Source organism: Mesorhizobium sp. P2_B11 (assembly GCF_056404855.1).
The window spans coordinates 551,184-577,328 of the sequence record NZ_JBFUDF010000002.1 but is presented as its reverse complement, the minus strand read 5'-3'; the positions used below and the strand labels follow the sequence as shown (position 1 = coordinate 577,328).

At 63.3% G+C, this 26,145-nt stretch carries 23 protein-coding genes and 1 riboswitch; of the genes, 10 read left to right on the top strand and 13 right to left on the bottom strand.

The features are described 5' to 3' along the window. Window positions 1–71: 71 nt before the first annotated feature. The 3 genes from AC1DYJ_RS07150 to AC1DYJ_RS07140 all read left to right on the top strand — a co-directional run bounded on the left by AC1DYJ_RS07150 (window position 72) and on the right by AC1DYJ_RS07140 (window position 1,952). Window positions 72–458: an RNA-binding S4 domain-containing protein gene (locus tag AC1DYJ_RS07150; protein ID WP_477283916.1), complete on the top strand. Its 387-nt coding sequence runs from the start codon at window positions 72–74 to the stop codon at window positions 456–458. A 149-nt stretch (window positions 459–607) separates the two neighbouring features. Further along, window positions 608–946 carry a ferredoxin FdxA gene (gene fdxA, locus AC1DYJ_RS07145; RefSeq protein WP_142869280.1) on the top strand — a complete coding sequence of 113 codons (339 nt, stop codon included), beginning with the start codon at window positions 608–610 and terminating at the stop codon, window positions 944–946. Window positions 947–1,370: 424 nt separating this feature from the next. Next, window positions 1,371–1,952 (top strand): CarD family transcriptional regulator, encoded by a 582-nt coding sequence (locus tag AC1DYJ_RS07140; RefSeq protein WP_111544498.1) that lies wholly within the window; start codon window positions 1,371–1,373, stop codon window positions 1,950–1,952. A gap of 166 nt (window positions 1,953–2,118) precedes the next feature. Here AC1DYJ_RS07140 and AC1DYJ_RS07135 read toward each other — a convergent pair whose 3' ends face one another. The 3 genes from AC1DYJ_RS07135 to AC1DYJ_RS07125 form a co-directional block, all read right to left on the bottom strand. After that, window positions 2,119–2,883 carry an amino acid ABC transporter ATP-binding protein gene (locus AC1DYJ_RS07135; RefSeq protein WP_477283918.1) on the bottom strand — a complete coding sequence of 255 codons (765 nt, stop codon included), beginning with the start codon at window positions 2,881–2,883 and terminating at the stop codon, window positions 2,119–2,121. Beyond that, the gene (locus AC1DYJ_RS07130) at window positions 2,880–3,560 is read right to left on the bottom strand and encodes an amino acid ABC transporter permease (protein WP_477283920.1); all 681 of its coding nucleotides are present in this window, start codon (window positions 3,558–3,560) and stop codon (window positions 2,880–2,882) included. The genes AC1DYJ_RS07135 and AC1DYJ_RS07130 overlap by 4 nt, the downstream gene beginning before the upstream one ends. A 141-nt stretch (window positions 3,561–3,701) precedes the next feature. Further along, window positions 3,702–4,475: an amino acid ABC transporter substrate-binding protein gene (locus AC1DYJ_RS07125; protein WP_477283922.1), complete on the bottom strand. Its 774-nt coding sequence runs from the start codon at window positions 4,473–4,475 to the stop codon at window positions 3,702–3,704. 343 nt (window positions 4,476–4,818) lie between these two features. Between AC1DYJ_RS07125 and AC1DYJ_RS07120 the strand changes: the two genes are divergently transcribed. Both AC1DYJ_RS07120 and AC1DYJ_RS07115 read left to right on the top strand, forming a co-directional pair. Further along, window positions 4,819–5,682, top strand: coding sequence for an RNA polymerase factor sigma-32 (locus AC1DYJ_RS07120; protein ID WP_477283924.1), 864 nt, complete (start codon window positions 4,819–4,821; stop codon window positions 5,680–5,682). A 167-nt stretch (window positions 5,683–5,849) separates the two neighbouring features. Next, the gene (locus tag AC1DYJ_RS07115) at window positions 5,850–8,144 is read left to right on the top strand and encodes a caspase family protein (RefSeq protein WP_477283926.1); all 2,295 of its coding nucleotides are present in this window, start codon (window positions 5,850–5,852) and stop codon (window positions 8,142–8,144) included. A gap of 95 nt (window positions 8,145–8,239) precedes the next feature. On the opposite strand, the gene AC1DYJ_RS07110 is transcribed toward AC1DYJ_RS07115, so the two are convergent. The 4 genes from AC1DYJ_RS07110 to thiB all read right to left on the bottom strand — a co-directional run bounded on the left by AC1DYJ_RS07110 (window position 8,240) and on the right by thiB (window position 13,507). After that, window positions 8,240–9,646 carry a M48 family metalloprotease gene (locus AC1DYJ_RS07110; RefSeq protein ID WP_477283966.1) on the bottom strand — a complete coding sequence of 469 codons (1,407 nt, stop codon included), beginning with the start codon at window positions 9,644–9,646 and terminating at the stop codon, window positions 8,240–8,242. Window positions 9,647–9,982: 336 nt separating this feature from the next. Continuing rightward, on the bottom strand, window positions 9,983–10,744 hold the full coding sequence (gene thiQ / locus AC1DYJ_RS07105) for a thiamine ABC transporter ATP-binding protein (RefSeq protein WP_477283928.1): 762 nt from the start codon (window positions 10,742–10,744) through the stop codon (window positions 9,983–9,985). Next, complete coding sequence (gene thiP, locus AC1DYJ_RS07100; protein WP_477283968.1) at window positions 10,741–12,306, bottom strand: thiamine/thiamine pyrophosphate ABC transporter permease; 1,566 nt, start codon at window positions 12,304–12,306, stop codon at window positions 10,741–10,743. Before thiP ends, thiQ begins: the two co-directional genes overlap by 4 nt. A 193-nt stretch (window positions 12,307–12,499) precedes the next feature. Next, window positions 12,500–13,507, bottom strand: a complete 1,008-nt coding sequence (thiB, locus tag AC1DYJ_RS07095) for a thiamine ABC transporter substrate binding subunit (protein ID WP_477283930.1) — start codon at window positions 13,505–13,507, stop codon at window positions 12,500–12,502. Window positions 13,508–13,551: 44 nt separating this feature from the next. Then, window positions 13,552–13,666, bottom strand: a riboswitch (TPP riboswitch). Window positions 13,667–13,770: 104 nt separating this feature from the next. Between thiB and AC1DYJ_RS07090 the strand changes: the two genes are divergently transcribed. From AC1DYJ_RS07090 to AC1DYJ_RS07075, 4 genes are read left to right on the top strand one after another with little or no spacing between them, the layout of a single operon-like run. Further along, window positions 13,771–14,430, top strand: a complete 660-nt coding sequence (locus tag AC1DYJ_RS07090; RefSeq protein ID WP_477283932.1) for a thiamine diphosphokinase — start codon at window positions 13,771–13,773, stop codon at window positions 14,428–14,430. A gap of 1 nt (window position 14,431) precedes the next feature. Further along, window positions 14,432–16,252, top strand: coding sequence for an ABC-F family ATP-binding cassette domain-containing protein (locus AC1DYJ_RS07085; RefSeq protein WP_477283934.1), 1,821 nt, complete (start codon window positions 14,432–14,434; stop codon window positions 16,250–16,252). A gap of 57 nt (window positions 16,253–16,309) precedes the next feature. Further along, on the top strand, window positions 16,310–16,552 hold the full coding sequence (locus AC1DYJ_RS07080; protein ID WP_477425998.1) for a type II toxin-antitoxin system CcdA family antitoxin: 243 nt from the start codon (window positions 16,310–16,312) through the stop codon (window positions 16,550–16,552). After that, entirely contained in the window at window positions 16,552–16,851 is a 300-nt protein-coding gene (locus AC1DYJ_RS07075) for a CcdB family protein (protein WP_477283938.1), read from the top strand. Before AC1DYJ_RS07080 ends, AC1DYJ_RS07075 begins: the two co-directional genes overlap by 1 nt. 28 nt (window positions 16,852–16,879) lie before the next feature. On the opposite strand, the gene AC1DYJ_RS07070 is transcribed toward AC1DYJ_RS07075, so the two are convergent. Further along, window positions 16,880–18,544: a hypothetical protein gene (locus AC1DYJ_RS07070; protein WP_477425996.1), complete on the bottom strand. Its 1,665-nt coding sequence runs from the start codon at window positions 18,542–18,544 to the stop codon at window positions 16,880–16,882. Window positions 18,545–18,620: 76 nt separating this feature from the next. Continuing rightward, complete coding sequence (locus tag AC1DYJ_RS07065) at window positions 18,621–19,919, bottom strand: adenylosuccinate synthase (RefSeq protein ID WP_477286664.1); 1,299 nt, start codon at window positions 19,917–19,919, stop codon at window positions 18,621–18,623. 212 nt (window positions 19,920–20,131) lie between these two features. Between AC1DYJ_RS07065 and AC1DYJ_RS07060 the strand changes: the two genes are divergently transcribed. After that, entirely contained in the window at window positions 20,132–21,034 is a 903-nt protein-coding gene (locus AC1DYJ_RS07060) for a DMT family transporter (protein ID WP_477286662.1), read from the top strand. A 54-nt stretch (window positions 21,035–21,088) separates the two neighbouring features. On the opposite strand, the gene serA is transcribed toward AC1DYJ_RS07060, so the two are convergent. From serA to AC1DYJ_RS07040, 4 genes are all read right to left on the bottom strand, one after another. Further along, the gene (serA, locus tag AC1DYJ_RS07055) at window positions 21,089–22,690 is read right to left on the bottom strand and encodes a phosphoglycerate dehydrogenase (RefSeq protein ID WP_477286660.1); all 1,602 of its coding nucleotides are present in this window, start codon (window positions 22,688–22,690) and stop codon (window positions 21,089–21,091) included. Window positions 22,691–22,749: 59 nt separating this feature from the next. Beyond that, entirely contained in the window at window positions 22,750–23,925 is a 1,176-nt protein-coding gene (locus tag AC1DYJ_RS07050) for a phosphoserine transaminase (RefSeq protein WP_477286658.1), read from the bottom strand. Between the two features lie 202 nt (window positions 23,926–24,127). Continuing rightward, on the bottom strand, window positions 24,128–24,901 hold the full coding sequence (locus AC1DYJ_RS07045; protein ID WP_477286656.1) for an outer membrane protein: 774 nt from the start codon (window positions 24,899–24,901) through the stop codon (window positions 24,128–24,130). A gap of 228 nt (window positions 24,902–25,129) precedes the next feature. Further along, window positions 25,130–25,966 (bottom strand): outer membrane protein, encoded by an 837-nt coding sequence (locus tag AC1DYJ_RS07040; protein ID WP_477286654.1) that lies wholly within the window; start codon window positions 25,964–25,966, stop codon window positions 25,130–25,132. Window positions 25,967–26,145 lie beyond the last annotated feature (179 nt).

Here is a 26,145-nt window from a genome sequence, read left to right as displayed (position 1 = left end):
GGTTTTCTCAGACAAAACGGGGACCGTTTTGTCCGGAGATCATGCTCCCCAAAAAGAGATAGCACGGCGCGATGGTCGCAGAAGGCCGGCAACGCATCGACAAGTGGCTGTTCTTTTCGCGTGCGGTGAAATCGCGCTCGCTGGCGGCCAAGCTGGTGGTCGCCGGACGCGTTCGCATCAACAGCGACAAAGCAGCGCAGGCATCGGATCTGGTCAAGCCTGGCGACGTTTTGACCATCACACTTGATCGCCGCATCTCCGTCTGGAAGGTGCTGGCGACAGGCGTGCGGCGTGGCCCGGCCGAAGAAGCCCGCACGCTCTACGAGGACATGTCCCCGCCGCCGGTGCCAAAAGGCGAGGCTGTTCCCGATGCCATTCCCGCGTTGCGCGAGGCCGGCAGCGGCCGGCCGACCAAGAAAGAACGCAGGCAAACCGACCGGCTGTTCGGTGAAGACTGAAGCCTTGGCGCTCTTCGCCATGGCGGTGATCTGGAATTCCATTTCGGAAGCGCCGGTCCCGCCAGGCATGGCCGCCCTTGCAAGCGGCAGGCAAAGGCGTTACCTCACCAAAAAAGCCTGACAAAAACGGGACATCCCGGAGCCGACCAATGACCTATGTCGTGACCGACAACTGCATCAAATGCAAGTACATGGACTGCATCGAGGTCTGTCCGGTCGACTGTTTCTACGAAGGCGAGAACATGCTCGTCATACATCCCGACGAGTGCATCGACTGCGGCGTCTGCGAACCGGAATGCCCGGCCGACGCGATCAAGCCCGACACCGAGCCGGGTCTCGACAAATGGCTGCAGGTCAACACCGAATACGCCGAGAAGTGGCCCAACATCACCGCCAAGAAGGAGCCTCCGGCCGACGCCAAGACCTTCGATGGCGAGACCGGCAAGTTCGAGAAATATTTCTCCGCCGAGCCAGGCGAAGGCGACTAGCGCATGGCCCCGAAATCGGAATCGATTTCGGAAAGGACCATGCGCAAACTGGAAAACAAGAGGGCCGATCGGCCGTCATAACGCTGCGTAACGCCGATGACACAATAACTGCCTTGACAGGCGGCGACGGCGCTCGACCTTCGCGTTTGCAGCAAAACCTTGATTCTTCCGACTTTTTGTGTTACACAGACTGAAACATGCCGGTGACACAACGTCGATTTATGGCGCAAGCGCCCAAAATCATCGAAAGGTGAAATCCCCAATCGGACCAGAGCAATCTGGGCCAGGCAGTCGCTATGCAGGCGGTGCCGGTCCCGGCTTTTTCCGATGGGTTCATCTGTTGTGCGGCTAACGATCGGTGTCCCCGGTCGCAGGCGTTCGGACCGGCAGGCCGCCGGTACCACAACAAGGAGTTCAGGGCGTAATGGCAACGATCACCCCGCAGAAGAAGTCCAGCGCGGCACGTCACGGTTTCAAGACCGGCGAGTACATCGTCTATCCGGCGCACGGCGTCGGCCAGATCGTCTCGATCGACGAGCAGGAAGTAGCTGGCCACAAGCTGGAACTGTTCGTCATCGACTTCCAGAAGGACAAGATGCGGCTGAAGGTGCCGGTCGCCAAGGCGACCTCCATCGGCATGCGCAAGCTGTCGGAAGAGGATTATGTCGAGCGCGCGCTGAAGGTCGTGCAGGGCCGCGCCCGCGTCAAGCGCACCATGTGGTCGCGCCGCGCCCAGGAATATGATGCCAAGATCAATTCGGGCGATCTGATCTCGATCTCGGAAGTCGTGCGCGACCTCTACCGCGCCGACAACCAGCCGGAGCAGTCCTATTCCGAGCGTCAGCTCTATGAGGCGGCACTCGATCGCATGGCTCGTGAGATCGCCGCGGTCAACCGCATGTCGGAAACCGAAGCCGTGCGCCTGATCGAGGTCAACCTCAACAAGGGCCCTAAGCGCGGCGCCAAGGCCGACAATGAGGAAGCCGAACAGGAAGAAGCTGCCTGATCGCTTCCACCGTCGAATTCATGAAAAACCCGGCCTTGTGCCGGGTTTTTTGTTTTTACCCTCCCCCTTGTGGAGAGGGTGGCTGCGAAGCAGCCGGGTGGGGGTGCGGCACCGACCCCCACCCGGACCTTCGGTCCGACCTCCCCACAAGGGGGAGGTAGGGAACTCAGCTACCTTCCTTCTCGGCTTCCTGCTTCAGCGTGGCGATAAAACGTTTCGTCCGTTCGCGCTCCGGGTTAGCGAACACCACGGAGGACGGCCCCTTCTCGACGACGACACCGGCGTCGAGGAACACCACCTCCTGCGCGATCTTGGAGGCGAGGCGCAGATCGTGCGTGGCCATCACCATGGTCGTGCCTTCGCTGGCGAGCTTTCCCAGCACGTCGACCACTTCCTGCGCCAGTTCGGGATCGAGCGCCGAGGTCGGCTCGTCGCAGAGCAGCACCTTTGGCGACGGCGCCAGCGCGCGGGCAATCGCCACGCGCTGCTGCTGGCCGCCTGACAGCGTCGCCGGCCAGGCATCCGCCTTGTGCGCCATGCCGACCTTCTCGAGCAGCGCCAGCGCCCGCTCCCGCGCCTTTGCCGTTGGCCATTTCAGCACCGTCACCAGCCCCTCCATGACATTCTCGATGGCGGTGCGGTGCGGGAACAGCTGGAAATTCTGGAACACCATGCCGGTCTGCAGCCGCAGGCGCTGGATGTCCCGGCTGGGGATCTTGATGCCGGGGCGGAATTGCAGCGTCTCGTCGCCGATGCGCACCGTGCCCGAGGTCGGGATTTCCAGGAGGTTGATGCAACGCAGCAGCGTGCTCTTGCCGCCACCGGACGGGCCGACCAGCGCGGTGACGCTGCCTTCGGCGATGGTGACCGTAACACCCTTCAGCACGAGATTGTCGCCGAAGCGCTTTTCGATGTCGGTGAGGCCGATCATGAGCGCGCCTCCAGGAAGCCGCCATAGCGGTTGAGCCGCGTTTCAAGCCGCGTCTGCAAGGCCGACAGCACCGAGCTCATCGCCAGATAAAGGATCGCCGCTTCTACATAGAGGATCAGCGGCTCATAGGTGGTGGCGACGATGCGCTGCGCCGCCTGGAACATCTCCGGCACGGTGATCGCCGCCGCCAGCGACGTGTCCTTGACCAGCGAGATGAACGTGTTGGAGAGCGGCGGCACCGCGACGCGGCCGGCTTGCGGCAGGATGGTGCGCCGCATCGCCTGGCTCCAGGTCATCCCGATCGAATAGGCGGCTTCCCACTGCCCCTTCGGCACCGAGCCGATCACCGCGCGGATGATTTCGGAGCTGTAGGCGCCGATGTTGAGGGTGAAGCCGATCAGCGCCGCCGGAAACGCATCGAGCAATATGCCGACCGAGGGCAGGCCGTAGAAGATCAGGAACAGCTGCACCAGAAGCGGCGTGCCGCGAAAGATCCAGACATAGAAGCGAACCACGGCGACCAGCGGCTTCGGCCCGAACAGCCGTACCAGGGCGACAACCAGCCCGACGAACAGGCCGAGCGCGAACGACAGCAGCGTCAGCGGTACGGTGAAGATCAGTGCCGCCCACAACAGCGTCGGCAACGAATCCAGCATCAGATGCAGCCAGTGCGGCACGAACGGCTCCTTCGCTCACAGACCGCCGGCGATGACCGGCAGTGCGATTATGTGCTTCTCATATCATGCGAAAAACGGCGAGCCGTCAAAGACGGCCCGCCGCTCTTGTGTCGTTGCCGGCAAACCGCCGGGAGACCTTCGTTACTGCGAAACGTCCTGGCCGAAATAGGTATCGGCGATCTTCTTGTAGGTGCCGTCGGCCTTGATGTCGGCCAGCGCCTTGTTGATAGCGGCCACCAGTTCCGGATCGCCCTTGCGCACGATGACGCCGGAATAGTCGGCGTTTTCTTCCTGCGCGGCGATCTTCACATTGGCATCGGGCTTGTGCTTCTTGAAGTCGAGGAAGGACAGGCTGTCATTGATGGTGGCGTCGGCGCGGCCGGTGAGCAAAAGCTGGATCGACTGGTCGAAGCCGTCGGTGCCGACGAGTTCGGCGCCATTGGTCTCGGCGAGCTTGCCGAAATTCGAGGTCAGCGACTGCGCCGCCTTCTTGCCCTTGAGATCGGCAAAGGTCTTGATGGCGGTGTCGTCGCCGCGCACGATCAGCACCGCCTTGGAGGCGATGTAGGGATCGGAGAAGTCGTACTTCGCCTTGCGTGCGTCGGTGATGCCGACCTCGTTGATGACGGCGTCATAGCGGTTGGCGTCGAGACCGGCGATCAGCCCGTCCCATTTGCCTTCGAGGAACTCGACTTTCACGCCGAGCTTGTCGCCGATCGCCTTGGCGATCTCGACGTCGAAGCCGACCAGCGCGCCTGAATCGTCATGATAGGTGAAAGGCGCATAGGTGCCTTCCGTGCCGACCTTGATGGTGCCGGCCTGCTTGATCTGGTCGAGATTGGCGCCGGCATGACCGGATGTGACAGCCAGAACCTGCAGCGTTCCGGCGACGATGAGCGAATTGAGCCATTTCATTTTTCTGTGATCCCGTCCTTGGCCGGCGTCCGGCGCTTGTGAGAGCCGGAAACTGACAGATAGAGAGCCGCAAAATAAGGAACCAGATTTCAAAAAAATGGCGATCCAGAAATCAGATTCTCAAAACAAATCTTATCCGTGCCAATCGGCCCGCTCGGCGCTGTCGGCGCACTCTGTCGCACGGCACAAAACAACCGCCATCGGCGGCGGAACCAATCCCCGGTGTGGCACGTTCATGCCGTGTTGTAGGGCGCGGCGTTGCCATTTCAAGAACCCTCGCTGCACCTGATTACAGATAGCGGCCGCCAGGCCGTCCGAAAATGTCCGAGAGCAGGAGCGCGGCATGATCGAAGACACGGCAGGACGGACCATGGTCCGAGCGGCGATGAAAGCCCCCTATCTCGAACGTGACGAGGAACATGTCCTCGCCTTGCGCTGGAAGGAAGACCAGGACCAGCAGGCGCTGCACCAGATCACCGTCGCGCATATGCGGCTGGTCATCTCGATGGCTTCGAAATTCCGCCACTACGGACTGCCGCTCGGCGATCTGGTCCAGGAGGGCCATGTCGGGCTGCTGGAAGCGGCGGCGCGCTTCGAGCCGGAGCGCGAGGTGCGCTTCTCGACCTATGCGACCTGGTGGATCCGTGCCTCGATGCAGGACTACATCCTGCGCAACTGGTCGATCGTGCGCGGCGGCACCTCTTCGGCACAAAAGGCGCTGTTCTTCAATCTGCGGCGCTTGCGTGCCCGGCTGGCCAATGGCGCCGAGCCAATCTCCAACGCCACGCTCTACCGCGAAGTCTCGGTGGCGCTCGGCGTCTCCGAGGCCGATGTGGCGATGATGGATTCCAGGCTTTCCGCGCCTGACTCCTCGCTCAACGCGCCACTCGCCGACGATACCGGCACCACCGAGCGGATGGACTTCCTGATCTCGGACGATCCGCTGCCGGACGAAGTCGCCAGCGACACCATCGATTTCGAACGCCGCCTGCTCTGGTTGAGGGCAGCGCTCGGCGCGCTCAATGCCCGTGAACTCAGGATCATCGAGGAACGCCGGCTGAGCGACGACGGCGCGACACTGGAAGCGCTCGGCGAGACGCTCGGCATTTCCAAGGAGCGTGTCCGCCAGATCGAGGCCCGCGCGATGGAAAAGCTCAAGGTCGCGCTGGTCAAGCAGAACCCGGAGTTTCAGACGCAGGCAGCCTGAACGCACCTGCGATTTTTCTGAGGTGATAAGTAAGAATTTGATTAAGTAATAATGTATCGCCGTCATGGCGGCATTCCTCTACAATATATTTGCAGATTGTGACCCGCTTTACAGACCGGCCGCTGCGTTCGTGCGACCGAACCGGTCATAGCGGATGGAGGTTTGTCATGTTGCGATGCTATGCGATCCTTGCGGCCTTGGTCCTCGTGGGCCTGACGACATTCGATGCTCGCGCCGATCGACGGGTTGCCTTTGTCATCGGCAATTCCGAGTACCGGAACATTCCCGCTCTCAAGAATCCTGACAACGACGTCGACGATGTGTCGAACACTTTTCGGCAGGCTGGCTTCAATGTATTCCTTGCCAAGGACGTCACCAGACTTCAGTTCGAGGAGCAGTTCCGCAACTATCTCGCGGCCGCGGACGGCGCCGATCTGGCCGTCGTCTACTACTCCGGCCACGGCTTCCAGATCGGCGGCGAGAATTTTCTGATCCCGGTCGATGCCTCGCTCAAGGATGCAGCCGACATCGAGGTCCAGGCCGTCAAGCTGGATGATGTGCTTGAGCAGCTGCGCTCGAAATCCAAGATCCAGGTGATCATTCTCGATGCCTGCCGCAACAATCCGTTTCCACGCAAGGACTATTGGCTGCGCGATCAATTGATCGCCACCAGCGGCACCGGCCTCGCGCAAGTCAAAAGCTCGCAGAACACGTTGATCGCCTTTGCCACGGAACCTGGAGCGATCGCCTATGACGGGTCCGGCAATCTCAGCCCTTTCTCGTCGGCATTCTCGCGCCGGGCGCTGGCGCCGAACCAGGAGATACGCACGGTCATGGCCGCGGTGCGCCGTGATGTCGTCAAGGCCACGGATGGCAAGCAGGTTCCGTGGGAAAACTCCTCGCTGATCGACGACGTCGTGCTGATGCGTCGTGTGACCCGGCCCTCGCTGCCGCCAGTGCTGGAGAAGGTCGTGCCGTCCGGCGTCGGTCCTGTCGCGCTGGACCTGCCGCAGCCTGTAGACGTCGACGGCGGCGCGGTCACCGTCAGCATTGAAAGCCCGCCGACGCTCGGCCGGCTGACGCTGGATGGCAAACCTGTCAAAGTGGGCCAGCCGATCCAGAGCAAGGATCTGCCGCGTCTGAAGATGGAAGTCCCCAAGGGCGTCGGCGCGCAGGAACAAGTCGACACGCTGGCCTACGCCACGCACGACGACTGGGGCGGCGAATCCAAAGGCGTTCTGGTGCTGCGGGTCAAGAGCGGCGAGGGCGCCGACGGCAAGCAGATCATCGCCTCGCTCAAGGATGAGCAGAAGCAGCGGGTGCTGGAGCGCGGCATCCATATTTCCGGCGCCGCCGAGGCGATCGGCGATCGCGATGTCAAGGTTCCGGTCGGAATAGGCCCGGTGCCGCTGAAGCTGGATCTGCCGGCAAAGGATCCAGGCATCAGCCTGAAGCTCGCCAGCTATCCGGCAACGGGAACGCTGTCGCTGCCGGACCGCATCCTGTCGCTACAATCGAGCATGATGGCCAATGAAGTCGGTGATCTGCGTTATGAGCCGCAGGTCGGCTCGACAGCTGCCGTCAAGATCGGCTTCGAAATCCGAGCCAACAATTCGTCGAAACGGGCGACGATGACGCTGTCGCCAGAGGTCGACCCTTGCGACCAGGCGGCAGGCGAACCCCTCGACCTGCAAGGCGTGGTCCCAGGACTGCTGCCCAACGAGATCGGCGGCAACGCGGTCGAGCTTTGCCAGGCGGCGGTGAAGGCCTACCCCGACATCGCCCGCTTCCACTATGAGCTGGGGCGTGCCTTGCTGGCGTCAGGCAAGGTCGACGAAGCCAGCAAGGCGATCCAGTTGGCTGCCGACAGGGGACATGTCCGGGCCGTCTTCGAACTCGGCCGCATCGCCTCGTCCGGAATAGGGACGACTGCGGATTCCACGAAAGCCAATGGCCTCTATTCAGAAGCGTCCGCCAAGGGCGACCCTTACGCGATGACGGCGTGGGGACGAGCCTTGTTCAATGGCCTCGGCGTGAAACGCGATACCGGCAAGGGATTGGACCTGCTGCTCAAGGCGGCGGCGATGGGACATAGCAATGCCATGAACGATCTCGCCGTGATCTTCAAGGACGGTCGCAATGGCGTGCCCGCCGACTCGGCCCGTGCCGTGGCCTTCCTCAGGGCCGGTATCGAACGCCAGAACATCTATACGATGAGCATTCTCGGTCCTGCCGGGCGCAATGCCCTGGCGATCGCAGCCTGCAAGCCCGAAACGAAAACGATCATCAAGACAAAGGTCATTCGCACGAAGCCGCCCAAGGTCGCCAAGCCGAGAAGGGAGCCCCTCCCGAAACTGCTCGGACCCGTGCCGATGCCGAGCGAACCCGATCCATTCACTGTGCCCTGGCGGGGCGGTGGCAGCGGCAATGGCGGACAAGGCGGCGGCGGCAGCCCTGGCTGACCGCGGCGGTCATTGGTGGCCGACCAGACAATGTGGGTGGAATCACCTTCGCCACCACCGGCTGCGACCGGCAGCGCCGCCTGCCTGCCCAATTCTTACTTGTCGGTGACGATCTTGACCTTGTCGCCGGCCGAAACCGAGGCGCCCGGCGACATCGCGTTGAGCACCCTGAACAGGTCGAGCTTGCGGTCGACGCCGACCATTTGCGCCGAGAGTGAACCCATGGTCTGGCCGGCCTGAACGGTGACGACGCGGATATGCAGTGGCTTCAGCGCCGCCTTTTCGGCCGCACTCAGGATGCGGAACGAGCCGCTGACCGAGCGCGCCACCGGGTCGAGTGTCGTGCTGGCCGAGGGGGCCGCCGTCAACAGCCGGTAGACCTGGCCGCCGGCACGGATCACCGCAATGTCGAACTGCCAGCCGTCGGCGCCGGCATGCGCGGTCGCCGCCTCATTGCCGTTGATGGTCTCCTGGCGCACGCTGGTCTCGTCGAGACCGGCCACCCAGCCGCTTTTGATATAGTCGGTCAGCGCGCGGTCCTTGTCGATCGACACGCCGTCGAAGCGGACCGCCATGTCGCCCGGGCCGGTCGCCGTCACCGCCGCAGCCGTATTGTCGATGAGGAAACCGTCCGGCACGGTGAACGATACGCCGAGCCCCGGATGCAGGAAGGTCTGGCCGCGCACATAGCCTTCTTCCGGCGTGTCGCCGTAGAGCAGGCCGTCAATGCCGGCCAAGAAGGAATCGCGGTCGCGCGTACCGACGCCCGGCGCGCCGAACTGGCGGGCATGGCGCTGCGCCAGGTCGATGCGCTGCGGCGTGTTGGGGTGCGTGGCCAGGAAGTCGAGGCTGGCATCGGTGGCGCCTGATATCGAGCGGAAATCGGTATAGGCCGACATCGACTGCAGGAAGCGGCCGGCGGCATAGGGATCGTAGCCCGCTTCGCCGATCGACTTGATGCCGATGGCGTCGGCCTCCAGCTCCTGGTTGCGCGAGAACTGCGCCAGCCTGAGCTTGCCGCGGATCAACGCCGCCTTGGCGGTCGGGCTGTCGCCGAGCACATCGGAGACCACCTTGGTCGCCAGGCCTTCCTCGGCCTCGAGCTGCTGGCGCTGCAGGCCGTGATTGGCGGTGACGTGGCCCATCTCATGCGCGATGACGGCGGCGAGTTCGGCCGAATCATTGGCCAGCGCCAGGAGGCCGCGAGTGACGTAGAGATAGCCGCCCGGCAGCGCGAAGGCGTTGACGTTGGGCGAATTGAGGATGGTGATGCGATAGGTCTGGGTCGGATTGGCCGACACCACGGTCAGGCTGCCGACGACTTTGGCCACCATGCGCTCGAGCTTGGGATCGGAATACTCGCCGCCATAGGTGGCGAGGATGCGCGGGTGCTGCGCCTTCGCCAGTTCGGCGAGCTTGCTGTTGGCGGCGACATTGTCGACCGTGATCGGCTTGTCGGAAGGCTGGAAGCCGGATTCCTGCACTTCCGGAGGCGTGAACATCTGGCAACTGGCCAGCGCCACGGCAAGGCCGGCCAGCGCCAGGAAGCGCGCCAGCGGCCTGCGTCTCAAAGTGTCAGTGCCGGTCGACAGCACGGCGTCCCTTCAGCTCTCGGCGCATGACCTGGACCCAAGGGGTCCGCGCCAGCGAAAAAACGAATTTTCGGTGGCAATCCTGCACAAATCAAAAAACCTACAGCGTTTTACGCATCCGGATGGATGCGGCGCTGTAGGGGGCAAATCACGGCTTGTGCCGGACCAATACTGGGCGGACCTAGCCACATCAGCTGGACCATGGCAAGCAAGCGCCACATCACCTGTAGCCGGTTTGGTCGTAAATTATGTCCGCTTCCGGGCAATATCGCGTGATCCGCCCGAACTTGCGCCGATATAGCGCCGAAATGCTTCAGGGCCAGTGCCATCGAAAAAATCAGCCGCAGTTCCCGTTACGGCAACCCTGCCATTGTCGAGAAAAACCATGTCCTCGCCGATGCGGCGCGCGTCTTCCGGCTGATGCGTGACGAACAGCACCGTCATCGGCCGCTCGGCATGGACGCCGGCCACCAGGTCGAGCATGTCGTCGCGCAATGCCGGTCCGAGCGAAGCGAACGGCTCGTCGAGCAGCAGCACCGGCCGGTCGCGCACCAGCACGCGGGCGAGCGCCACGCGCTGCCTTTCGCCGCCGGAGAGTTCGCGCGGCAGGCGCTTTTCCTTGCCGGCAAGGCCGACACGCTCGAGCGCGTCGGCGATTGCAGCGCGATCGGTTTGCGTCAGGCTAAGCGATGGCGAGCGGCCGAGCCCGACGTTCTTTTCCACCGAGAGATGGGCAAAGAGGTTGTTCTCCTGGAACACCATCGAGACCGGCCGTGCCGAAGGCGCGGAAGCACCAACATCAGCGCCACCGATCAGCACACGGCCGGATTGCGGCGTCTCGAAGCCGGCCACCAGGTTGAGCAAGGTCGACTTTCCCGAACCGCTCGCGCCCATGATGGCGGTGATCTTCGAGGCGGCGAATTCGACATCGAACAGGAACGGCGTCTCGCCATAGCTGAATGCGACCTTGTCCAGCCGCACGGCCGCGCCCTTGTTGGCGGAATTCACGATCTTTCTCCCCGTCCCAACCAGTCCGCGGCGACCACCAGTGCGAGGCAGATCAGTCCAAGCAGCAAAGCCAGTCCGGCAGCATCCGCGGTGCGATAACTGCCCATGCGCGCGAGGAGCAGAAAAGGCAATGTCTGCACCGAATCGCTGCCGAACAGCGCGATGACGCCGAGATCTCCGAGCGACAGCGCCATGGCGAAGGCAAAACCGGTGGCCAGCGGCCGCCGCAGCGACGGCCAGTCGATCAGACGCAGCCGGCTCCAGCCCGAAATGCCGAGCTGTGCGCACAGCTTTTCGTGGCGTTCGCTCGCCGCATCATAGGCGGGGCGCATGGCGCGGATGGCAAAGGGCATCGCCATCACCGCGTTGACGGTGACGACCATGACCGGCGCGATGGCAAAGACATCGCTGATCGTGCGCAGCAAGAGAAACCAGCCGGCACCGATGACGATGGGAGGCACGACGAGGACAAAACCGGCGCCGGTGTCGGTGACATATTCGAGCAACGGGCGGGCACCGACGCGGCGGCGCAGGGACAGCGCCCGGCGCGCCATGATCAGCGACAGCGACAGCGCCACCGAAAGCAGCGCCGCCAGCAGGCCCAGGACGGCGCTGGTCAACGTCGCCTGTCGCACGGCGCTCTCGCCGGCCAGCCGGCTGAGATCGGCGCCAAGGCCAGATGCGACAGTTGCCGCCATCGGCCCAGCGACGAACAGCAAGGCGAGCACGATCAGGGCAGCGTTGAGCGCCGTCTCGGCTCTACCGGCCGGGAGATAGCGGCGCGGCGCCACCGGCAGGTTGGCGTCGCCGGTGACATTGGCGCCCAGCCGCGCCAACGCCAGCACGACGGCAAAGGTCAGTGCAATCTGCAGCACCGTCAGCGTCACCGCTCGGGCCGGATCGAAGTCGAAGCGCAGTGCCTGGTAGACGGCGACCTCCAGCGTCGTCGCCGCCGGCCCGCCGCCGAGGATGAGGACGATGGTGAAGGAAGTGATGCAGAGCATGAAGACAAGGCCGGCCACGCCCGGCAGTGCTGCCCGCAGCACCGGCCATTCGATCAGCCGGAAGGCTGGCCTAGCCCCCATGCCGAGCTGGCTCGCCAGCCGCCATTGATCGGTCGGCACCGTGCCCAGTGCCTCAAGGAACAGCCGCGTCGCCAGTGGCAGGTTGAAGAACACATGCGCAACGAGGATGCCCGACAGCCCATAGATATCGGGCCAGCTTTGGCCGCCGATCGCGGCGAAGTAGCCGGCCCGGCCATAGAGCGCCAGTATGCCCAGCGCCGCAACGATAGCCGGCAGCGCCAGCGGCACGGTGAACAGCTGCAGGATGAAGCCGCGGCCGAGGAAGCGCGGATGCCGCGACAGAGCGCGGGCGACGAACAGCGCCGGTACGACGGAAAGCAGCGTCGAAAGCACGGCCTGCCAGAGCGTGAAGCGGACGACGCGCAGGAGATAGAGATCGAAGGCGGATAGGGCGCCGGAGAGGTCGTGCGCGCCTTCGCGGATGAGCCCGGCAAAGGCGCCGCCGATCAGCAGCGCGATGGCCGCGAGCGCGACAATGCCAGCGGTGACGCGGGGATCAGAGGCTGCGCGCCTTCCACCCTCCCCCTTGTGGGGAGGGTCGGAGCGCGGATGCCGCGAAGCGGTGTCCGCGAGCCGGGGTGGGGGTGAGGCTGGGTTCAACGTCGCTACCCCCACCCCGCTCCGCTTCGCGGATCGACCCTCCCCACAAGGGGGAGGGTGAAGAGGGCGCTCATTTGCTCATCACACCCAGCCACTCATCCACCCAGGCCTTGCGGTTGGCCGCAACCTCTTCCGGGCTGAACAGCAGCGTCTTCGCCGGCTTGACCAGTTTGTCGAACGCCGGGTTGAGCGGCTTGTCGGTCTTGCCCGCCGGGAACATCCAGTTGGTTTCGGGAATGACATTTTGGAATTTCGGCCCGGTCATGAAGGCCAGGAACTTTGCCGCCAGCGGGTTTTTCGCACCCGTGGTGGTGATGCCGGCGACCTCAATCTGCAGATACTCGCCCTCCTCGAAGGACGCCGCCTGGTAGCGCTCGGTGTTCTCGGCCACCATGTGGTAGGCCGGCGAGGTCGTGTAGGACAGCACCATCGGCGCCTCGCCTTTGGTGAACAGGCCATAGGCCTCGCTCCAGCCCGGCGTCACCGTCAGCACCTTCGGCTTGAGCTTCGCCCAGGCTTCCGGCGCCTTGTCGCCATAGACCGACTTGACCCACAGCAGGAGGCCGAGACCCGGCGTCGACGTACGCGGATCCTGGATGACGATCTTGTCGGCAGCAGCGCCTTCGACCAATTCCTTCAGGCTCTTCGGCGGGGTCTTCAGCTTCTCGGTGTCGTAGACGACGGCGAAATAGCCATAGTCGAAGGGGACGAAAATATCGTCGCTCCAGCCGCCCGGCACGCTGTTTTCAGCCACCGGGCCATGCGGGACAAACAGGCCGGAGGCCCTGGCTTCGGCGGTGAGGTTGGTGTCGAGGCCAAGCACGATATCCGCCTTGGTCGACGCCCCTTCCAGCTTGACGCGGTTGAGCAGCGCGACGCCGTCGGCGACCGAGACGAAATCGACGCTGCAGCCGCATTCGGCTTCGAATTCCTTCTTCACCGCAGGACCCGGGCCCCAGTCGGCAGTAAAACTCTCATAGGTATAGACGGTGAGTTTTTCCTGCGCGGACGCAGGCGCAGCGAGAAGCGAAACGGCAAGACCCAGGGCTGGGACAAGACGGGACAAGAACATGCGCATCGGCGCCTCCTTCATTCGTGTTGAAAGGAATTGAGGCGTCGGTTCTGTCCGAAGCGTCTAATCCCTCCGCCGGTACAAGCCGGATCAGGTTCAGCGGGTTGGCGAGACTGCCTCTCAGCCGGTCCGCGAAGATCGCGTCCGGCACCCCGTTAGAGCGTTTCGACACATAGGCCCGGCCAAGGTGCCACGCAAGTGGAAGTTTGCCGACAGCAATACCGGCCGGCCTTCCGTTTCATTCGCCGGGCTGGTAAGGGCCACCGGATATGAGCACATTCACCATCCTGCTTGGCGGCGATCTCATCCGCACGCCGCGGCTCGACCGTCAGGTCGAGGGCACGCGCGTCATCGCCGCCGACGCCGGCATCGGTCATGCCCGGATGCTCGGCCTGATGCCGGAGCTATGGGTGGGCGACTTTGATTCCGTTCCGGCGGACCTGCCCGCCGATCTCGCCGCCGTGCCGCGCCAGGTATTTCCGCCAGAAAAAGACAAGACCGACGGCGAACTGGCCATCGCAGCCGCTCTGGAACGCGGCGCCACCAGCCTGGTTCTGGCCGGCGCTTTCGGCGGTAAGCGCGCCGACCACGCTTTCCTGCATCTGGCGCTCAGCCTGCGGCTGGCCGAGGCCGGCACGAAAGTGCTGTTGACCAGCGGCGCGCAGGAGGGGGTGCCCTTGCTACCGGGCAAGGCTGGCTTCGACTATGCCGACGGCACGCTGTTCTCCGTGCTCGGCTTTTCCGATCTTTCGGGCCTCACCGTGTCCGGCGCCAAATGGCCGCTCGACCATGTCGAGGTCGCCTTCGGCTCGTCGCTGACCATCTCCAACGAAGTCAAGTCCAACAAGTCCGGGGGCCGGCTCGAAATCGCGCTCGGCCACGGCCGCGCGCTGCTGCTTGCTCACCCCTTCCCCTTGCCTGAAAGCTGACATGGCCCCGCCCCTTCTCAATCTCGACGGGATAAGACTGACCTTCGGCGGCGCACCGCTGCTCGATGGCGCCGAACTCACCGCATCCGCCGGCGACAAGATCGCGCTGGTCGGCCGCAACGGCTCGGGCAAGTCGACGCTTTTGAAGATCGCCGCCGGGCTGATCGAGCCGCAGGACGGCGAGGTCTTCCGCCAGCCTTCGGCGACGGTGCGTTATCTCCCGCAAATGCCCGACATGGAGGGCTTTGCCAATGTGCGCGCCTATGTCGAGGCGGGGCTGGGACCGGCCGACGATCCCTACCGCGCCACCTATCTGATGGAGCATCTCGGCCTTGCCGGTACGGAAAGTCCCAACGACCTCTCCGGCGGCGAGGCGCGCCGCGCGGCACTTGCCCGCGTCATGGCGCCGGAGCCTGACATTCTGCTTCTTGATGAGCCGACCAACCATCTCGATTTGTCGGTTATCGAGTGGCTGGAAGAGGAGCTCGTCCGCACCTCTTCGGCGCTGATCGTCATCTCGCACGATCGCCGCTTCCTCGAACGCGTCTCGCGCGCCACCGTCTGGCTGGATCGCGGCCAGACCCGCCGCCTCGACAAGGGTTTTGGCCATTTCGAGGAATGGCGCGACCTGGTGCTGGAAGAGGAAGAGCGCGAGCAGCACAAGCTCGGTCGCCAGATCGTGCGCGAGGAGCACTGGCTGCGCTACGGCGTGACGGCGCGGCGCAAGCGCAACATGCGCCGCCTCGGCGAACTGCAGACCATGCGCCAGCGTTTTCGTGGCCATCGCGGCGCTGAAGGCACCGCCACCATGGTGGCCAGCGATGCCGCCGAATCCGGCAAGCTGGTGATCGAGGCCAAGAACATCGAGAAGAGCTTTGGCGACCTCACCGTGGTCAAAGGCTTTTCGACCCGCATCCAGCGCGGCGACCGCGTCGGTCTGGTCGGGCCGAACGGCGCCGGCAAGACGACGCTGTTGAAGATGCTGACCGGCGAGATGAAGCCCGATGCCGGCTCGGTGCGGCTCGGCACCAATCTGGAGATCGCTACGCTCGACCAGAAGCGCGAGGCGGTCGATCCCCAGGAGACGCTGGCGCAGTATCTCACCGACGGTCGTGGCGAGAACCTCGTCATCAATGGCGAGCAACGCCATGTCGTTTCCTACATGAAGGATTTCCTGTTCAAGCCGGAGCAGGCACGCACACCGGTGCGCGAGCTGTCCGGCGGCGAGCGGGCGCGGCTGATCCTGGCCCGCGTGCTGGCGCGGCCGGCGAACCTTCTGGTTCTTGATGAGCCGACCAACGATCTCGATATGGAGACGCTGGAACTGCTGCAGGAGCTGGTCGCCGGCTTTGCCGGCACCGTCATCCTGGTCAGCCACGACCGCGACTTCCTCGACCGCACGGTAACCAGCATCATCGCGCCGGACAGTGGCGGCCGCTGGGTCGAATATGCCGGCGGCTATTCCGACATGCTGGCGCAGCGCGGCGGCACAAGGCTCGATGACCGCAAGGCGCGGACCAAGACTGAGGCCGGCGACCCACCGGCTGCGCCCAAAGGCGAAACGGCAGCACCTAAAGGGCCGGCAAAGAAACTGTCGTTCAAGCAAAAATTCGCGCTGGAATCGCTGCCCAAGAAAATCGAGGCGGTGACGGCCTCGATCTCACGGCTGGAAAACAACATCGCCGACCCCGCCTATTACGAGCGCGACCCCGCCTCGTTCCAGAAGACCATCGCCGCCCTCGACAAGGAACGCGCCACGCTGGCAGCGCTGGAGGAAGAGTGGCTGGAACTCGAGATGCTGCGCGAGGAGATGGAGGGGTGAGCGATTGCATGCGGCTCTTTATGCGCGTATATTATGCGCATAAAGAAGGGCATCATCATGCTTCAATCGACGTCAAAGACTCAGCGAACATCCGTCAATACGTCAATTGATTCTCAGTTGATCAAGGACGCCAAAGCGCTGGGCATCAACATCTCCCGGGCTGCCGAAGCAGGCATAGCGAAAGCGATTGCAGCGGAAAAAACGCGCCGGTGGCAGGAAGAAAACAAGGAAGCCATCGAAAGCTCCAATGAGTATGTCAGAAAGAACGGGCTGCCATTGGCCAAACACCGGCCGTTCTGATGGCGCGTTACGATTTCTATCTGAATACCGAGAGCGGCGGCTATCTTCTCGACGTGCAGTCAGACATCCTCGAAGGACTGAGCACTAGGGTAGTCGTCCCTTTGATGCCACCCAAGATAGCCCCGGTTCCCGGTCGCCGACTAAACCCGACCTTCGCCATAAACGGCAAAGATCATGTGATGGTCACGCAATTTGTCTCGGCCTTCAGCGTTTCCGAACTGCGTAACCCTGAGGGAAATCTTTCCAGGCATCACGACGACATCGTCGCCGCGCTCGACATGCTGTTTCAAGGCTTCTGAGCGAGGCCAACCCGTTACGGCGGCCCTATCAGCCCGCCGTCTTCGCCTGCCAGGCCTTCAGCGCCTCGTCGAACACCTTCTCGCCGGGAATGCCCTTTTCCATGGTCAGCAGCGCCCGGCGGCCGGTCTTGTAGACCACCGGCACGTCGATCCAGTCCTGGCCCCTTAGCAAGGTCAGGTTGGCGTCCTCGTCGGCTTTGGTGTCGTTGAGCGCGACCAGGAAGAAGCCGTCGGCGATTTTGGCCGGGATGCCGATCAGCGGGCTGCCGGCGTCCTGTTCCGAACTCTTCATGGCAACGCGCAGGATGTTGTCGACGCCACCGCCGTCAAAGCCTTCGGGCGTCAGGAAGATCATCTCGATGATATGGCTCGCCGGCAGCGTCTGGTCGGTGTTGCGGCGGATGGTCATGCGCAGCTGGATGTTTTTGCCGGGAATGCTTGCCTCGGCGCGGATCGCCGGCTCCGGCGGCAGGTCGCCGCCGGGTGATTCCTGCACCAGCGACCAGACGATGCTGCCGGGTTCGGCCGAACCCTGCGCGGTCGAGGTACGCTCCTCATAGAAAATCGCCTTCTGGCCGACCGCAACGGTCGGCTCGGGCGCTGCAGCCGTCGGTGCCGCTGGCGGCGTGCCAGCAGCGGGCGCCGGCGGCGTGGCCGCGGAATCAGCCGGTGCCGCCCCATTGGCCGGCGGCGCGGCGCCATCGGCTGGCGGCGTTGCCGGTGGCGTAGCGGAAGCGTCAGGCGCCGGCGTGGCAGGCGCCGCCGTGGCTGCGGCATCGCCGGGCGGCGGGGTCGCAGGCGCTGGCGCCGCAGCAGGGGCCGGAGCCGGTGGCGGCGGCGTGGTCAGCGCTGCGACGGACTCGCCCTCGCCAATGCCGCTTTGACCGGCCGCGGGACCTGGGTCGGTCTCGCCGCCTTCGGGCGTCAGGCGCTGCGTGAATTTCGTTCCCTCGCCGGCGGCAGCCGGTGCGGGCGCTTCGGCCGCGGGCTTGGCCGGTGCCGGCTTGACCAGCGGTTCGGTCGAGACCGTCTTGGCGTCGCCGCCAAAACCGAGCATCGAGCCAAACGCATCCTTGTTCAGCCAGATGCCATAGCCGCCGCCGGCGACCACCAGCAGGGCGACGCCAGCGGCGATCAGCCCGCCATAGCTGCGCTTGCGCTCGGCCGGGCGCAGGCGCTGGAAGGTGTCCGTGGCCGGCTGCTCGTCATTGGCAAACACATCGGCGCTGTCGTCGTCGGCGTCCAGCTCCGCGACCGGCTCGTTGACGCTTTCGGCACGCGCAGCGGGCGGCGGTGGTGTCGTTGCGGGCCGCTGCCAGCTCGGCTCCGTCCGGGCAACCGGCGCCGACGGCGCAGGTTTCGCCGGCTGCCAGGCAGGTGCAGGCGTGGTGGACGGCTTTATGTGGCTGGGCTGGTTCTTGTTGCGGTCGATGGAGGAGAAGATGTGCTCGAGTTCAGCCAGCGGATCGGATGCCGGCGTAGCCTTGGCATAGTCCCGCTCGACACTTGAGATGGCGTCTTCCAGGGAGCGTTTCTGCTTGGCGATGACGTCGGCGGACAGCGGCGGCGAAAAATCCGCAAGCTTTTTGACCAGCGCCGCACGGGCGCCGTCATAGGTCCGCGTGCGCACGTCGAGCGCCGGCTCGCCATATTTGTCGAGCGCCTTTTTCAGAACAGCAACGAAATCTGCCATGCTTCAGTCGACCTGTAGTTTGTTTCCGCGCCGGCCCCCGCAAATCGGCCGCGATGCCCGGAAAGGCTTCAGAAAACTAGTCTTGAAACGGATCGGTCACAAGTATTGTGTCGTCCCGTTCCGGGCTGGTGGAAAGGAGCGCGACGGGTGCGCCGATGAGCTCCTCGATGTAACGGACATATTTGACGGCCTGCGCCGGAAGGTCGTTCCAGCTGCGTGCGCCGGCGGTGGTGCCTTTCCAGCCTTCCAGCGTCTCGTAGACCGGTTCGACGCGCGCCTGCGCGCCTTGGCTCGCCGGCAGATAGTCGATCGCCTCGCCGTCGAGCCGGTAACCGGTGCAGACCTTGATCTCATCCAACCCGTCGAGCACGTCGAGCTTGGTCAGCGCAATGCCCTTGATGCCATTGACGGCGACGGCCTGGCGCACCAGCACGGCGTCGAACCAGCCGCAACGGCGCTTGCGGCCGGTGACGACGCCGAATTCGTGGCCACGCGTGCCGAGGAATTCGCCGATTTCGTTCTTCTGCTCGGTCGGGAACGGGCCTTCGCCGACGCGCGTCGTATAGGCCTTGGTGATACCCAGCACATAGCCGATGGCGCCGGGGCCGACGCCTGAGCCGGCAGCGGCCTGGCCGGCGACGGTGTTGGACGAGGTGACGAACGGATAGGTGCCGTGATCGATGTCGAGCAGCGTGCCTTGCGCGCCCTCGAACAAAATGCGCTCGCCGGCGCGCCGCTTGTCTTCGAGGATTTTCCAGACGCGGTCCATATAGGGCAGGATCTCATCGGCGACCGAAGTCAGCTCGGTCATGATCGCCTCATGCGTGACTTCGCTATGGCCAAGCCCGCGACGCAGCGCATTATGATGCGTCAGCAGCCTGTCGACCTTGAGGGGCAGCGTTTCCAAATCCGCCAGATCCATCACCCGAACCGCGCGCCGGCCCACCTTGTCCTCATAGGCGGGGCCGATGCCACGACGGGTCGTGCCAATTTTCGTCCCGGAATTGGAGGCGGCGTCCTCGCGGAATCCGTCCAGCTCCCGGTGCAGCGACAGGATAAGCGCGGTGTTTTCGGCTATTTTCAGGCGGTCCGGAGTCACCTCGACGCCTTGCGCCTTGAGTTTTGCCACTTCGGCGACAAAGGCGTGCGGGTCGAAGACGACGCCATTGCCGATGATCGACAGCTTGCCCTGCCGCACCACGCCCGACGGCAGCAGCGACAGTTTGTAGACCTTGCCGTCGACGACCAGCGTATGGCCGGCATTGTGGCCACCCTGGAAGCGCACGACCACGTCGGCGCGCTCCGACAACCAGTCGACGATCTTGCCCTTGCCTTCGTCGCCCCATTGCGAGCCGACGACCACCACATTGGCCATGTTTCTTTTCCCTTGAGATGCCGCCCTGGCGGCCTGGATATGGTTCGAAACGACAGGCCTCTATAGCGTCAAGACCTCGCAAGCGCGACCTTTCTTTGCCGCCGAAAATGCCCTGAGGCACAACAATTTTCGGCTTTGCCATCATTTACTTGGGTGGGCGGGGGCAATAGGCCGGCAAACGCCACAGCTCTTGCGGCGGCCGGAATCCCTCAATGCACCGACGCGCCTACCTGTTCCTGCTGATCACCACCTTGCTGTGGGGCGGCAATTCCGTCGCCGGCAAACTGGCGGTCGACCATGTCTCGCCGATGATGCTGGTCTTCCTGCGCTGGGTGCTGGCGGTGGCGATCCTGCTGCCGATCGGCTGGCGCACGATCAAGGAGGACTGGCCGGTGGTGCGCAAACACTGGTTCGTCCTGGCTGCACTTGGGGCCAGCGGCTTCACCTTGTTCAACACCATTTTCTACACAGCGCTCAACTACACCACGGCGATCAATGTCTCGATCGAACAGGCGGCGATGCCGGTGCTGATCATGACAGCCAATTTCATCTTCTTTCGCCTGCGCGTGAGCTGGGCGCAGGTTGCCGGCGTGGTGCTGACCATTTTCGGCGTCATCCTGACCGCTTGCCACGGCGATCCACGCCGGCTGCTCACATTGGAACTCAATTTCGGCGACGCCATCATGCTGGTCGCAGTCGTCCTCTACAGCGGTTATTCGGTCGGGTTGCGGCTGAAACCGGTGATGCGCTGGCAGAGCCTGATGCTGTCCCTTGCGGTTGCGGCGCTCATCACGTCTCTGCCCTTCGTCCTGTGGGAGATCGCGGCCGGCAAGGTCATCGTTCCCGATATCAAGGGCTGGTCCGTCATCGTCTACACCGCGATCGGCGCTTCGGTCATCTCGCAAGTGACGTACATCAGGGGAAACGAGCTGATCGGCGCCAACCGCGCCGGCCTGTTCATCAATTTGGTGCCGATCTTCGGCACGCTGCTTTCGGTGATCATCGTCGGCGAGACATTCCAGCTCTACCAGGCGTTGTCGCTCGTCCTGGTGTTGGGCGGAATCTCGCTCGCCGAATATCGCGGGCGCAAGACGGTGACCTTGCCGGCGGCTTAAACGAAAAAGGCGCGGCCTGGGCCGAGCCTTTCGATCTGTCGCGAGAAGTGCGGATCACATCGCGTTGACGTCGAACTGCAGCCGTTTGGCCGAGTCGATCGACTTGTGCGCCTTGACCTGTTCCAGCACATTCTCCGGGAACGGCGCATCGAGATAGAGCAGCGCGATGGCGTCGCCGCCTGGCCGGTTGCGGCCAAGCTGGAAGTTGGCGATGTTGACGCCGTTCTCGCCGCACACCGTGCCGAGCAGGCCGATAATGCCGGGCGCATCGGCATTGGTGGTGTAGAGCATGTGCTGGCCGACCTCGGCGTCGAGATTGATGCCCTTGATCTGGATGAAACGCGGCTTGCCGTCGGAGAAGCAGGTGCCGGCGATCGAGCGCGTCATGTGCTCGGTCTTCACCGTGAGCTTGATGTAGCCGTCGAACACGCCCGACTTGTCGCGCTTGACCTCGGCGACGATGATGCCGCGTTCCTTCACCATGATCGGCGCCGACACCATGTTGACGTCGGCGACCTGCGGCCGGATCAGTCCGGCGAGCGTCGCACTGATCAGCGCCCGCGTGTTCATCGTTGCGGTCGAGCCGTCGAACAGGATCTCGACCTCCTTGATCGGATCCTCGGTGACCTGGCCGACAAAGGCGCCGAGCACTTCGGCGAGCTTGACGAAGGGCTTCAGCCGCGGCGCTTCCTCCGCCGTGATCGAAGGCATGTTGATGGCGTTGGACACCGCACCCTTGATCAGATAGTCGGCCATCTGCTCGGCCACCTGCAGCGCAACATTTTCCTGCGCCTCGGCCGTCGAGGCGCCGAGATGCGGCGTCGCCACCACATTTTCCATGCCGAACAACGCGTTGTTCTCCGCCGGTTCGACCTCGAACACATCGACGCCGGCGCCGGCCACCTTGCCGCTCTTCAGCGCCGCGACCAGATCGGCCTCGACGATCAGCCCGCCGCGAGCGCAGTTGATGATGCGCACGCCGTTCTTCATCTTGGCGATCGCCGCTGCGTCGATGATGTTGCGCGTCTTGTCGGTCAGCGGCGTGTGCAGCGTGATGAAGTCAGCGCGGGCGAACAGTTCGTCGAGCTCGACCTTCTCGACACCGAGTTCCTCGGCGCGGCTGTCCGACAGGAACGGATCGAAGGCCACGACATGCATCTTCAAGCCGACGCCGCGTGTCGCGACGATCGAGCCGATATTGCCGCAGCCGACGACGCCCAGCGTCTTGCCGGTGATCTCGACGCCCATGAAGCGGTTCTTTTCCCACTTGCCGGCATGGGTCGAGGCATTGGCTTCGGGAATCTGGCGGGCGAGTGCGAAGATCATCGCCACAGCATGCTCGGCCGTGGTGATCGAATTGCCGAAGGGCGTGTTCATCACGATGATGCCCTTGCGGCTTGCCGCCGGGATGTCGACATTGTCGACACCGATGCCGGCGCGGCCGACGACCTTGAGTTTTGTCGCGGCGTTGATCAGCTTTTCCGTGACCTTGGTCGCCGAACGGATGGCAAGACCATCATACTGGTCGATGACTTCGAGCAGCTTTTCCTTGTCCTTGCCGAGATCGGGCAGATAGTCGACCTCGATGCCGCGGTCTTTGAAGATCTGCACGGCGGTGGTGGAGAGTTTATCCGAGACGAGAACGCGGGGCGCCATGGCGGCCTCCTTAAATTGGATTGTCGGGGAAATGGCGGCCCGCGGGCCGCCATGCAATCTCAGGCCGCTGCCTTCAGCGACGCCTTCTGCGTGGCGAAGGCCCAGTCGAGCCAGGGCAGCAGCGCTTCGAGATCGGACGTCTCGACAGTCGCGCCGCACCAGATGCGCAGGCCGGGCGGAGCGTCGCGATAGGAGCCGATGTCATAGGCGACGCCTTCCTTGTCGAGCACAGAGACGATCGCCTTGGCGAAAGCCGCCTGCCCGTCGGCATCGAGCGCCGCAACTTGGCTATCGCTGAAGGACAGACACACGGAGGTGTTGGACCGTGTCGCCGCATCGACTGCGAGATGGCCGAGCCATGCGGATCTGTCGACAAAGCCGTCGAGCACCGCGGCATTGGCATCCGCTCTGGCAATCAACGCATCGAGACCGCCGATCGATTTCGCCCAATGAAGCGCATCGAGATAATCCTCGACGCACAGCATCGACGGCGTGTTGATGGTCTCGCCCTTGAAGATGCCTTCGATCAGCTTGCCGCCCGAGGTCAGGCGGAAGATCTTCGGCAGCGGCCACGCCGGCTTGTAGGTTTCCAGCCGCTCGACGGCGCGCGGGCTGAGGATCAGCATGCCATGCGCACCCTCGCCGCCCAGCACTTTCTGCCAGGAGAAGGTGACGACATCCAGCTTCTGTAAATCGAGCCTCTGGGCGAAGGCGGCCGAGGTCGCGTCGCAGATGGTCAAGCCGCCGCGGTCGGCCGGAATGAAATCGCCATTCGGCACCCGAACGCCTGAGGTCGTGCCGTTCCAGGTGAAGACCACGTCGCGGTCGAAATCGATCTTGGCCAGATCGGGCAGCTCGCCATAACCCGCTTCGATCTTTCTGGTATCGGCGAGCTTCAGCTGCTTGACGACATCGGTCACCCAGCCGGAGCCAAAGCTTTCCCAGGCGACCATATCGACGCCGCGCTCGCCAAGCAGCGACCACAGCGCCATCTCGACGGCACCGGTGTCCGACGCCGGCACGATGCCGATGCGGTAATCCGCTGGAACCTGGAGAACTTCCCGCGTCAGCTCGATCGCCTGTTCGAGCTTGGTCTTGCCGATCTTGGCGCGGTGGGACCGGCCGAGCGCAGCATTCTTCAGCGCTTCGACCGACCAGCCGGGGCGCTTTGCGCAGGGACCTGAAGAGAAATTGGGGTTTGCCGGACGGAGTCCGGGCTTCGTATGCGTCGTCATCGTGGTCTATCCTTCCAGATAGTGGCCCCTCGTTGGGGAGGGGTGGCCCACGGACGGCGATATGCGTTCAGCCATCAGGCGTCAAGAGGAAAGTTTTTGTCGCTGACAAGATACTGGCAAATCCGCGATCAGGATGTCGTGACCTCAAACGCAAACGGCGGATCGAAGAGATCCGCCGTCGGGCTTGATGTCCTTGGCCAGCCTACCAGAGGTCGTAGCGCAGCCCGAGTTTGACCTGATGATTGCTGATGCCCTTGCGGACCGGATAGGAGTTCAGGCTCGCGGCCGTGACATATTCGGCATCCGGCGACGAAAAATACTGATAGCCGAGATCGACGGAAACATTCTTGGTCACCTGATAGGCCAGGCCCGCATCCAGCGTATAGGCCAAGGCATACTGGGTCTTGTTGTCGCTCCGCTCGAAGTCATCCGTAGGGTCGAGATTGTCGGTGAAGTAACTCGCCGACAGCTTGTATTTGTTCCGGGTGAGCCCGATGCCGGCGCCCAGATAGGGCGTGATCCCGACATAGGTGCCGAGATCGACATAGCCGTTGACCATCCCCGACAGGGAATAGTTCTCCAGGGATGCCGACGCCACCGTTGCCGTGGCCGGCACTACCACGATCGCGCTGTCGTCGTAGTGGATGCCGACCTTGTTGCCCGGCAGATAGCCGAGATTGATGTCGGCGCGCAGATAGTCGTTGAAATGATAACCGAAGCCGATGCTGGCGAAGGCCGGATCCTGCTTTTCACTGAAGCTCGCCGGCGCGAAGGTGAAATCCTGATCCTGGTAGCTCTTCTGCGCCAGATAGGAGACGTCGCCGCGCAGATACCAGCCCGAGCCGACCTCGACCGGTTGATAGTCCGGTGCCTGATCGACATAGACCGGCGGATCGTAGTCGGCGGCCTGCGCCGGCGTCAGCGGAGCAAGCATGAGTGCGGCGAGCGCCGGCACTGTCAGCAATTTGAAATTCATGGGTCCCCGGCTCCTGAAATTGGCGCACGTCATTTGATTGCAAGCGCCGTTTCAGCAGGCATTGTTAACCATAGTGGTTAAGTGCGGGTTAAGGATAACGCGGCGTTACCGAATTGATTTCGATAGGCTTTCTTCAGCGCACGCGGCCGATTGAAATGCACCGCAATCCGCAAACGAAAACCGCCCGGCTTTGCCGGGCGGTTCGCGAATTCCAGGATTTCGAAGCGACTACTTGGTGTAGATCGGCTCCGGCTCGGGCTGATAGGCCACCACCGGCGCGGCGCACCCATTGTTGCCGCCGAACTGGTAGCGCAAGCCACCGCGCACTTCGTGCGTATTGAAGCCACGATCGTGGCCTGGGCCGGAACTGCTTGCATCCCATTCGAACATGCGGCCGCCCTGAATATGGGAGAAGCGATAGCCCGCATCGAAGATGATTTTGTCGGTAAGGCAATAGGAAGCGCCGGCCATGAGCGCATAGGCGAAGCGCCAGTTGGACGAGCCGGGATTGGTCTCGGTGGTATTCGGATCGTGGACCGTATCCCACTTGATATGCGCGCCACCGATACCGGCGCCGACATAAGGCGTCACGCCATGCCAGGTGCCGATATCGACATAGGCGTTGGCGAGCAGCAGCAAGGCGCTCATCTCCGACACTTCGACCGAAGTCCCGTTGATATCCGAGGTCGAGCCGTTGAATTTCGACTTGAACCAGTAGTCGGCCGTCAGATCGGTACGGAAGTGTTCGTTGATCTTGTAACCGACGCCGGCACCGAGCGAGAAACCGGCCTTGAGCTTGGCGGTATCAAAACTTCTTTCGCCAGGCGTGATGAGGTTGGTGACGGGATCGATTGTATAAGTCGTATAGTTGACGCCGCGTAGATCCGACTTGTGGTAATCGAGATCGCCACGGATGTACCAGCCACCGACATCTGCCGGCTGCTCGTAAACCGCCTGCGGCGGTGCTTCCTCAACTTGCGGCTCCGCCAGATCAGCGGCGAATACCGGCCCGGCCACGCCTGCGAGCAGCGCGGCAAGGAGAGCCTTTTTTGCTGTATTGAACATGCTTGTCACCCCTGAGAACCGTCGGGAAAGTCCAGCCCGCCCGAATATGATTGACCTCAGTTGTGGATAATGAATTGCAAAAGTTAAAAGGCGTTTAACCCTGTCGATTAACCACGAATTCTCGATATTTTAGCAAATAGCCTCTGCCGGCATCATGCCGGGACCGCCCTGGCCAAAAC

Excerpts from the sequence above, each read along its gene's own strand:
- thiB (WP_477283930.1), bottom strand. The coding sequence starts at position 13,507 with ATGCGCATGTTCTTGTCCCGTCTTGTCCCAGCCCTGGGTCTTGCCGTT.
- AC1DYJ_RS07050 (WP_477286658.1), bottom strand. The coding sequence starts at position 23,925 with ATGACGACGCATACGAAGCCCGGACTCCGTCCGGCAAACCCCAATTTC.
- AC1DYJ_RS07045 (WP_477286656.1), bottom strand. The coding sequence starts at position 24,901 with ATGAATTTCAAATTGCTGACAGTGCCGGCGCTCGCCGCACTCATGCTT.
- AC1DYJ_RS07040 (WP_477286654.1), bottom strand. The coding sequence starts at position 25,966 with ATGTTCAATACAGCAAAAAAGGCTCTCCTTGCCGCGCTGCTCGCAGGC.
- AC1DYJ_RS07080 (WP_477425998.1), top strand. The coding sequence starts at position 16,310 with ATGCTTCAATCGACGTCAAAGACTCAGCGAACATCCGTCAATACGTCA.
- AC1DYJ_RS07070 (WP_477425996.1), bottom strand. The coding sequence starts at position 18,544 with ATGGCAGATTTCGTTGCTGTTCTGAAAAAGGCGCTCGACAAATATGGC.
- AC1DYJ_RS07115 (WP_477283926.1), top strand. The coding sequence starts at position 5,850 with ATGTTGCGATGCTATGCGATCCTTGCGGCCTTGGTCCTCGTGGGCCTG.
- serA (WP_477286660.1), bottom strand. The coding sequence starts at position 22,690 with ATGGCGCCCCGCGTTCTCGTCTCGGATAAACTCTCCACCACCGCCGTG.
- AC1DYJ_RS07135 (WP_477283918.1), bottom strand. The coding sequence starts at position 2,883 with ATGATCGGCCTCACCGACATCGAAAAGCGCTTCGGCGACAATCTCGTG.
- AC1DYJ_RS07120 (WP_477283924.1), top strand. The coding sequence starts at position 4,819 with ATGATCGAAGACACGGCAGGACGGACCATGGTCCGAGCGGCGATGAAA.
- AC1DYJ_RS07085 (WP_477283934.1), top strand. The coding sequence starts at position 14,432 with ATGGCCCCGCCCCTTCTCAATCTCGACGGGATAAGACTGACCTTCGGC.
- AC1DYJ_RS07125 (WP_477283922.1), bottom strand. The coding sequence starts at position 4,475 with ATGAAATGGCTCAATTCGCTCATCGTCGCCGGAACGCTGCAGGTTCTG.
- AC1DYJ_RS07060 (WP_477286662.1), top strand. The coding sequence starts at position 20,132 with ATGCACCGACGCGCCTACCTGTTCCTGCTGATCACCACCTTGCTGTGG.
- AC1DYJ_RS07065 (WP_477286664.1), bottom strand. The coding sequence starts at position 19,919 with ATGGCCAATGTGGTGGTCGTCGGCTCGCAATGGGGCGACGAAGGCAAG.
- AC1DYJ_RS07075 (WP_477283938.1), top strand. The coding sequence starts at position 16,552 with ATGGCGCGTTACGATTTCTATCTGAATACCGAGAGCGGCGGCTATCTT.
- AC1DYJ_RS07090 (WP_477283932.1), top strand. The coding sequence starts at position 13,771 with ATGAGCACATTCACCATCCTGCTTGGCGGCGATCTCATCCGCACGCCG.
- AC1DYJ_RS07150 (WP_477283916.1), top strand. The coding sequence starts at position 72 with ATGGTCGCAGAAGGCCGGCAACGCATCGACAAGTGGCTGTTCTTTTCG.
- AC1DYJ_RS07110 (WP_477283966.1), bottom strand. The coding sequence starts at position 9,646 with ATGTTCACGCCTCCGGAAGTGCAGGAATCCGGCTTCCAGCCTTCCGAC.
- fdxA (WP_142869280.1), top strand. The coding sequence starts at position 608 with ATGACCTATGTCGTGACCGACAACTGCATCAAATGCAAGTACATGGAC.
- AC1DYJ_RS07140 (WP_111544498.1), top strand. The coding sequence starts at position 1,371 with ATGGCAACGATCACCCCGCAGAAGAAGTCCAGCGCGGCACGTCACGGT.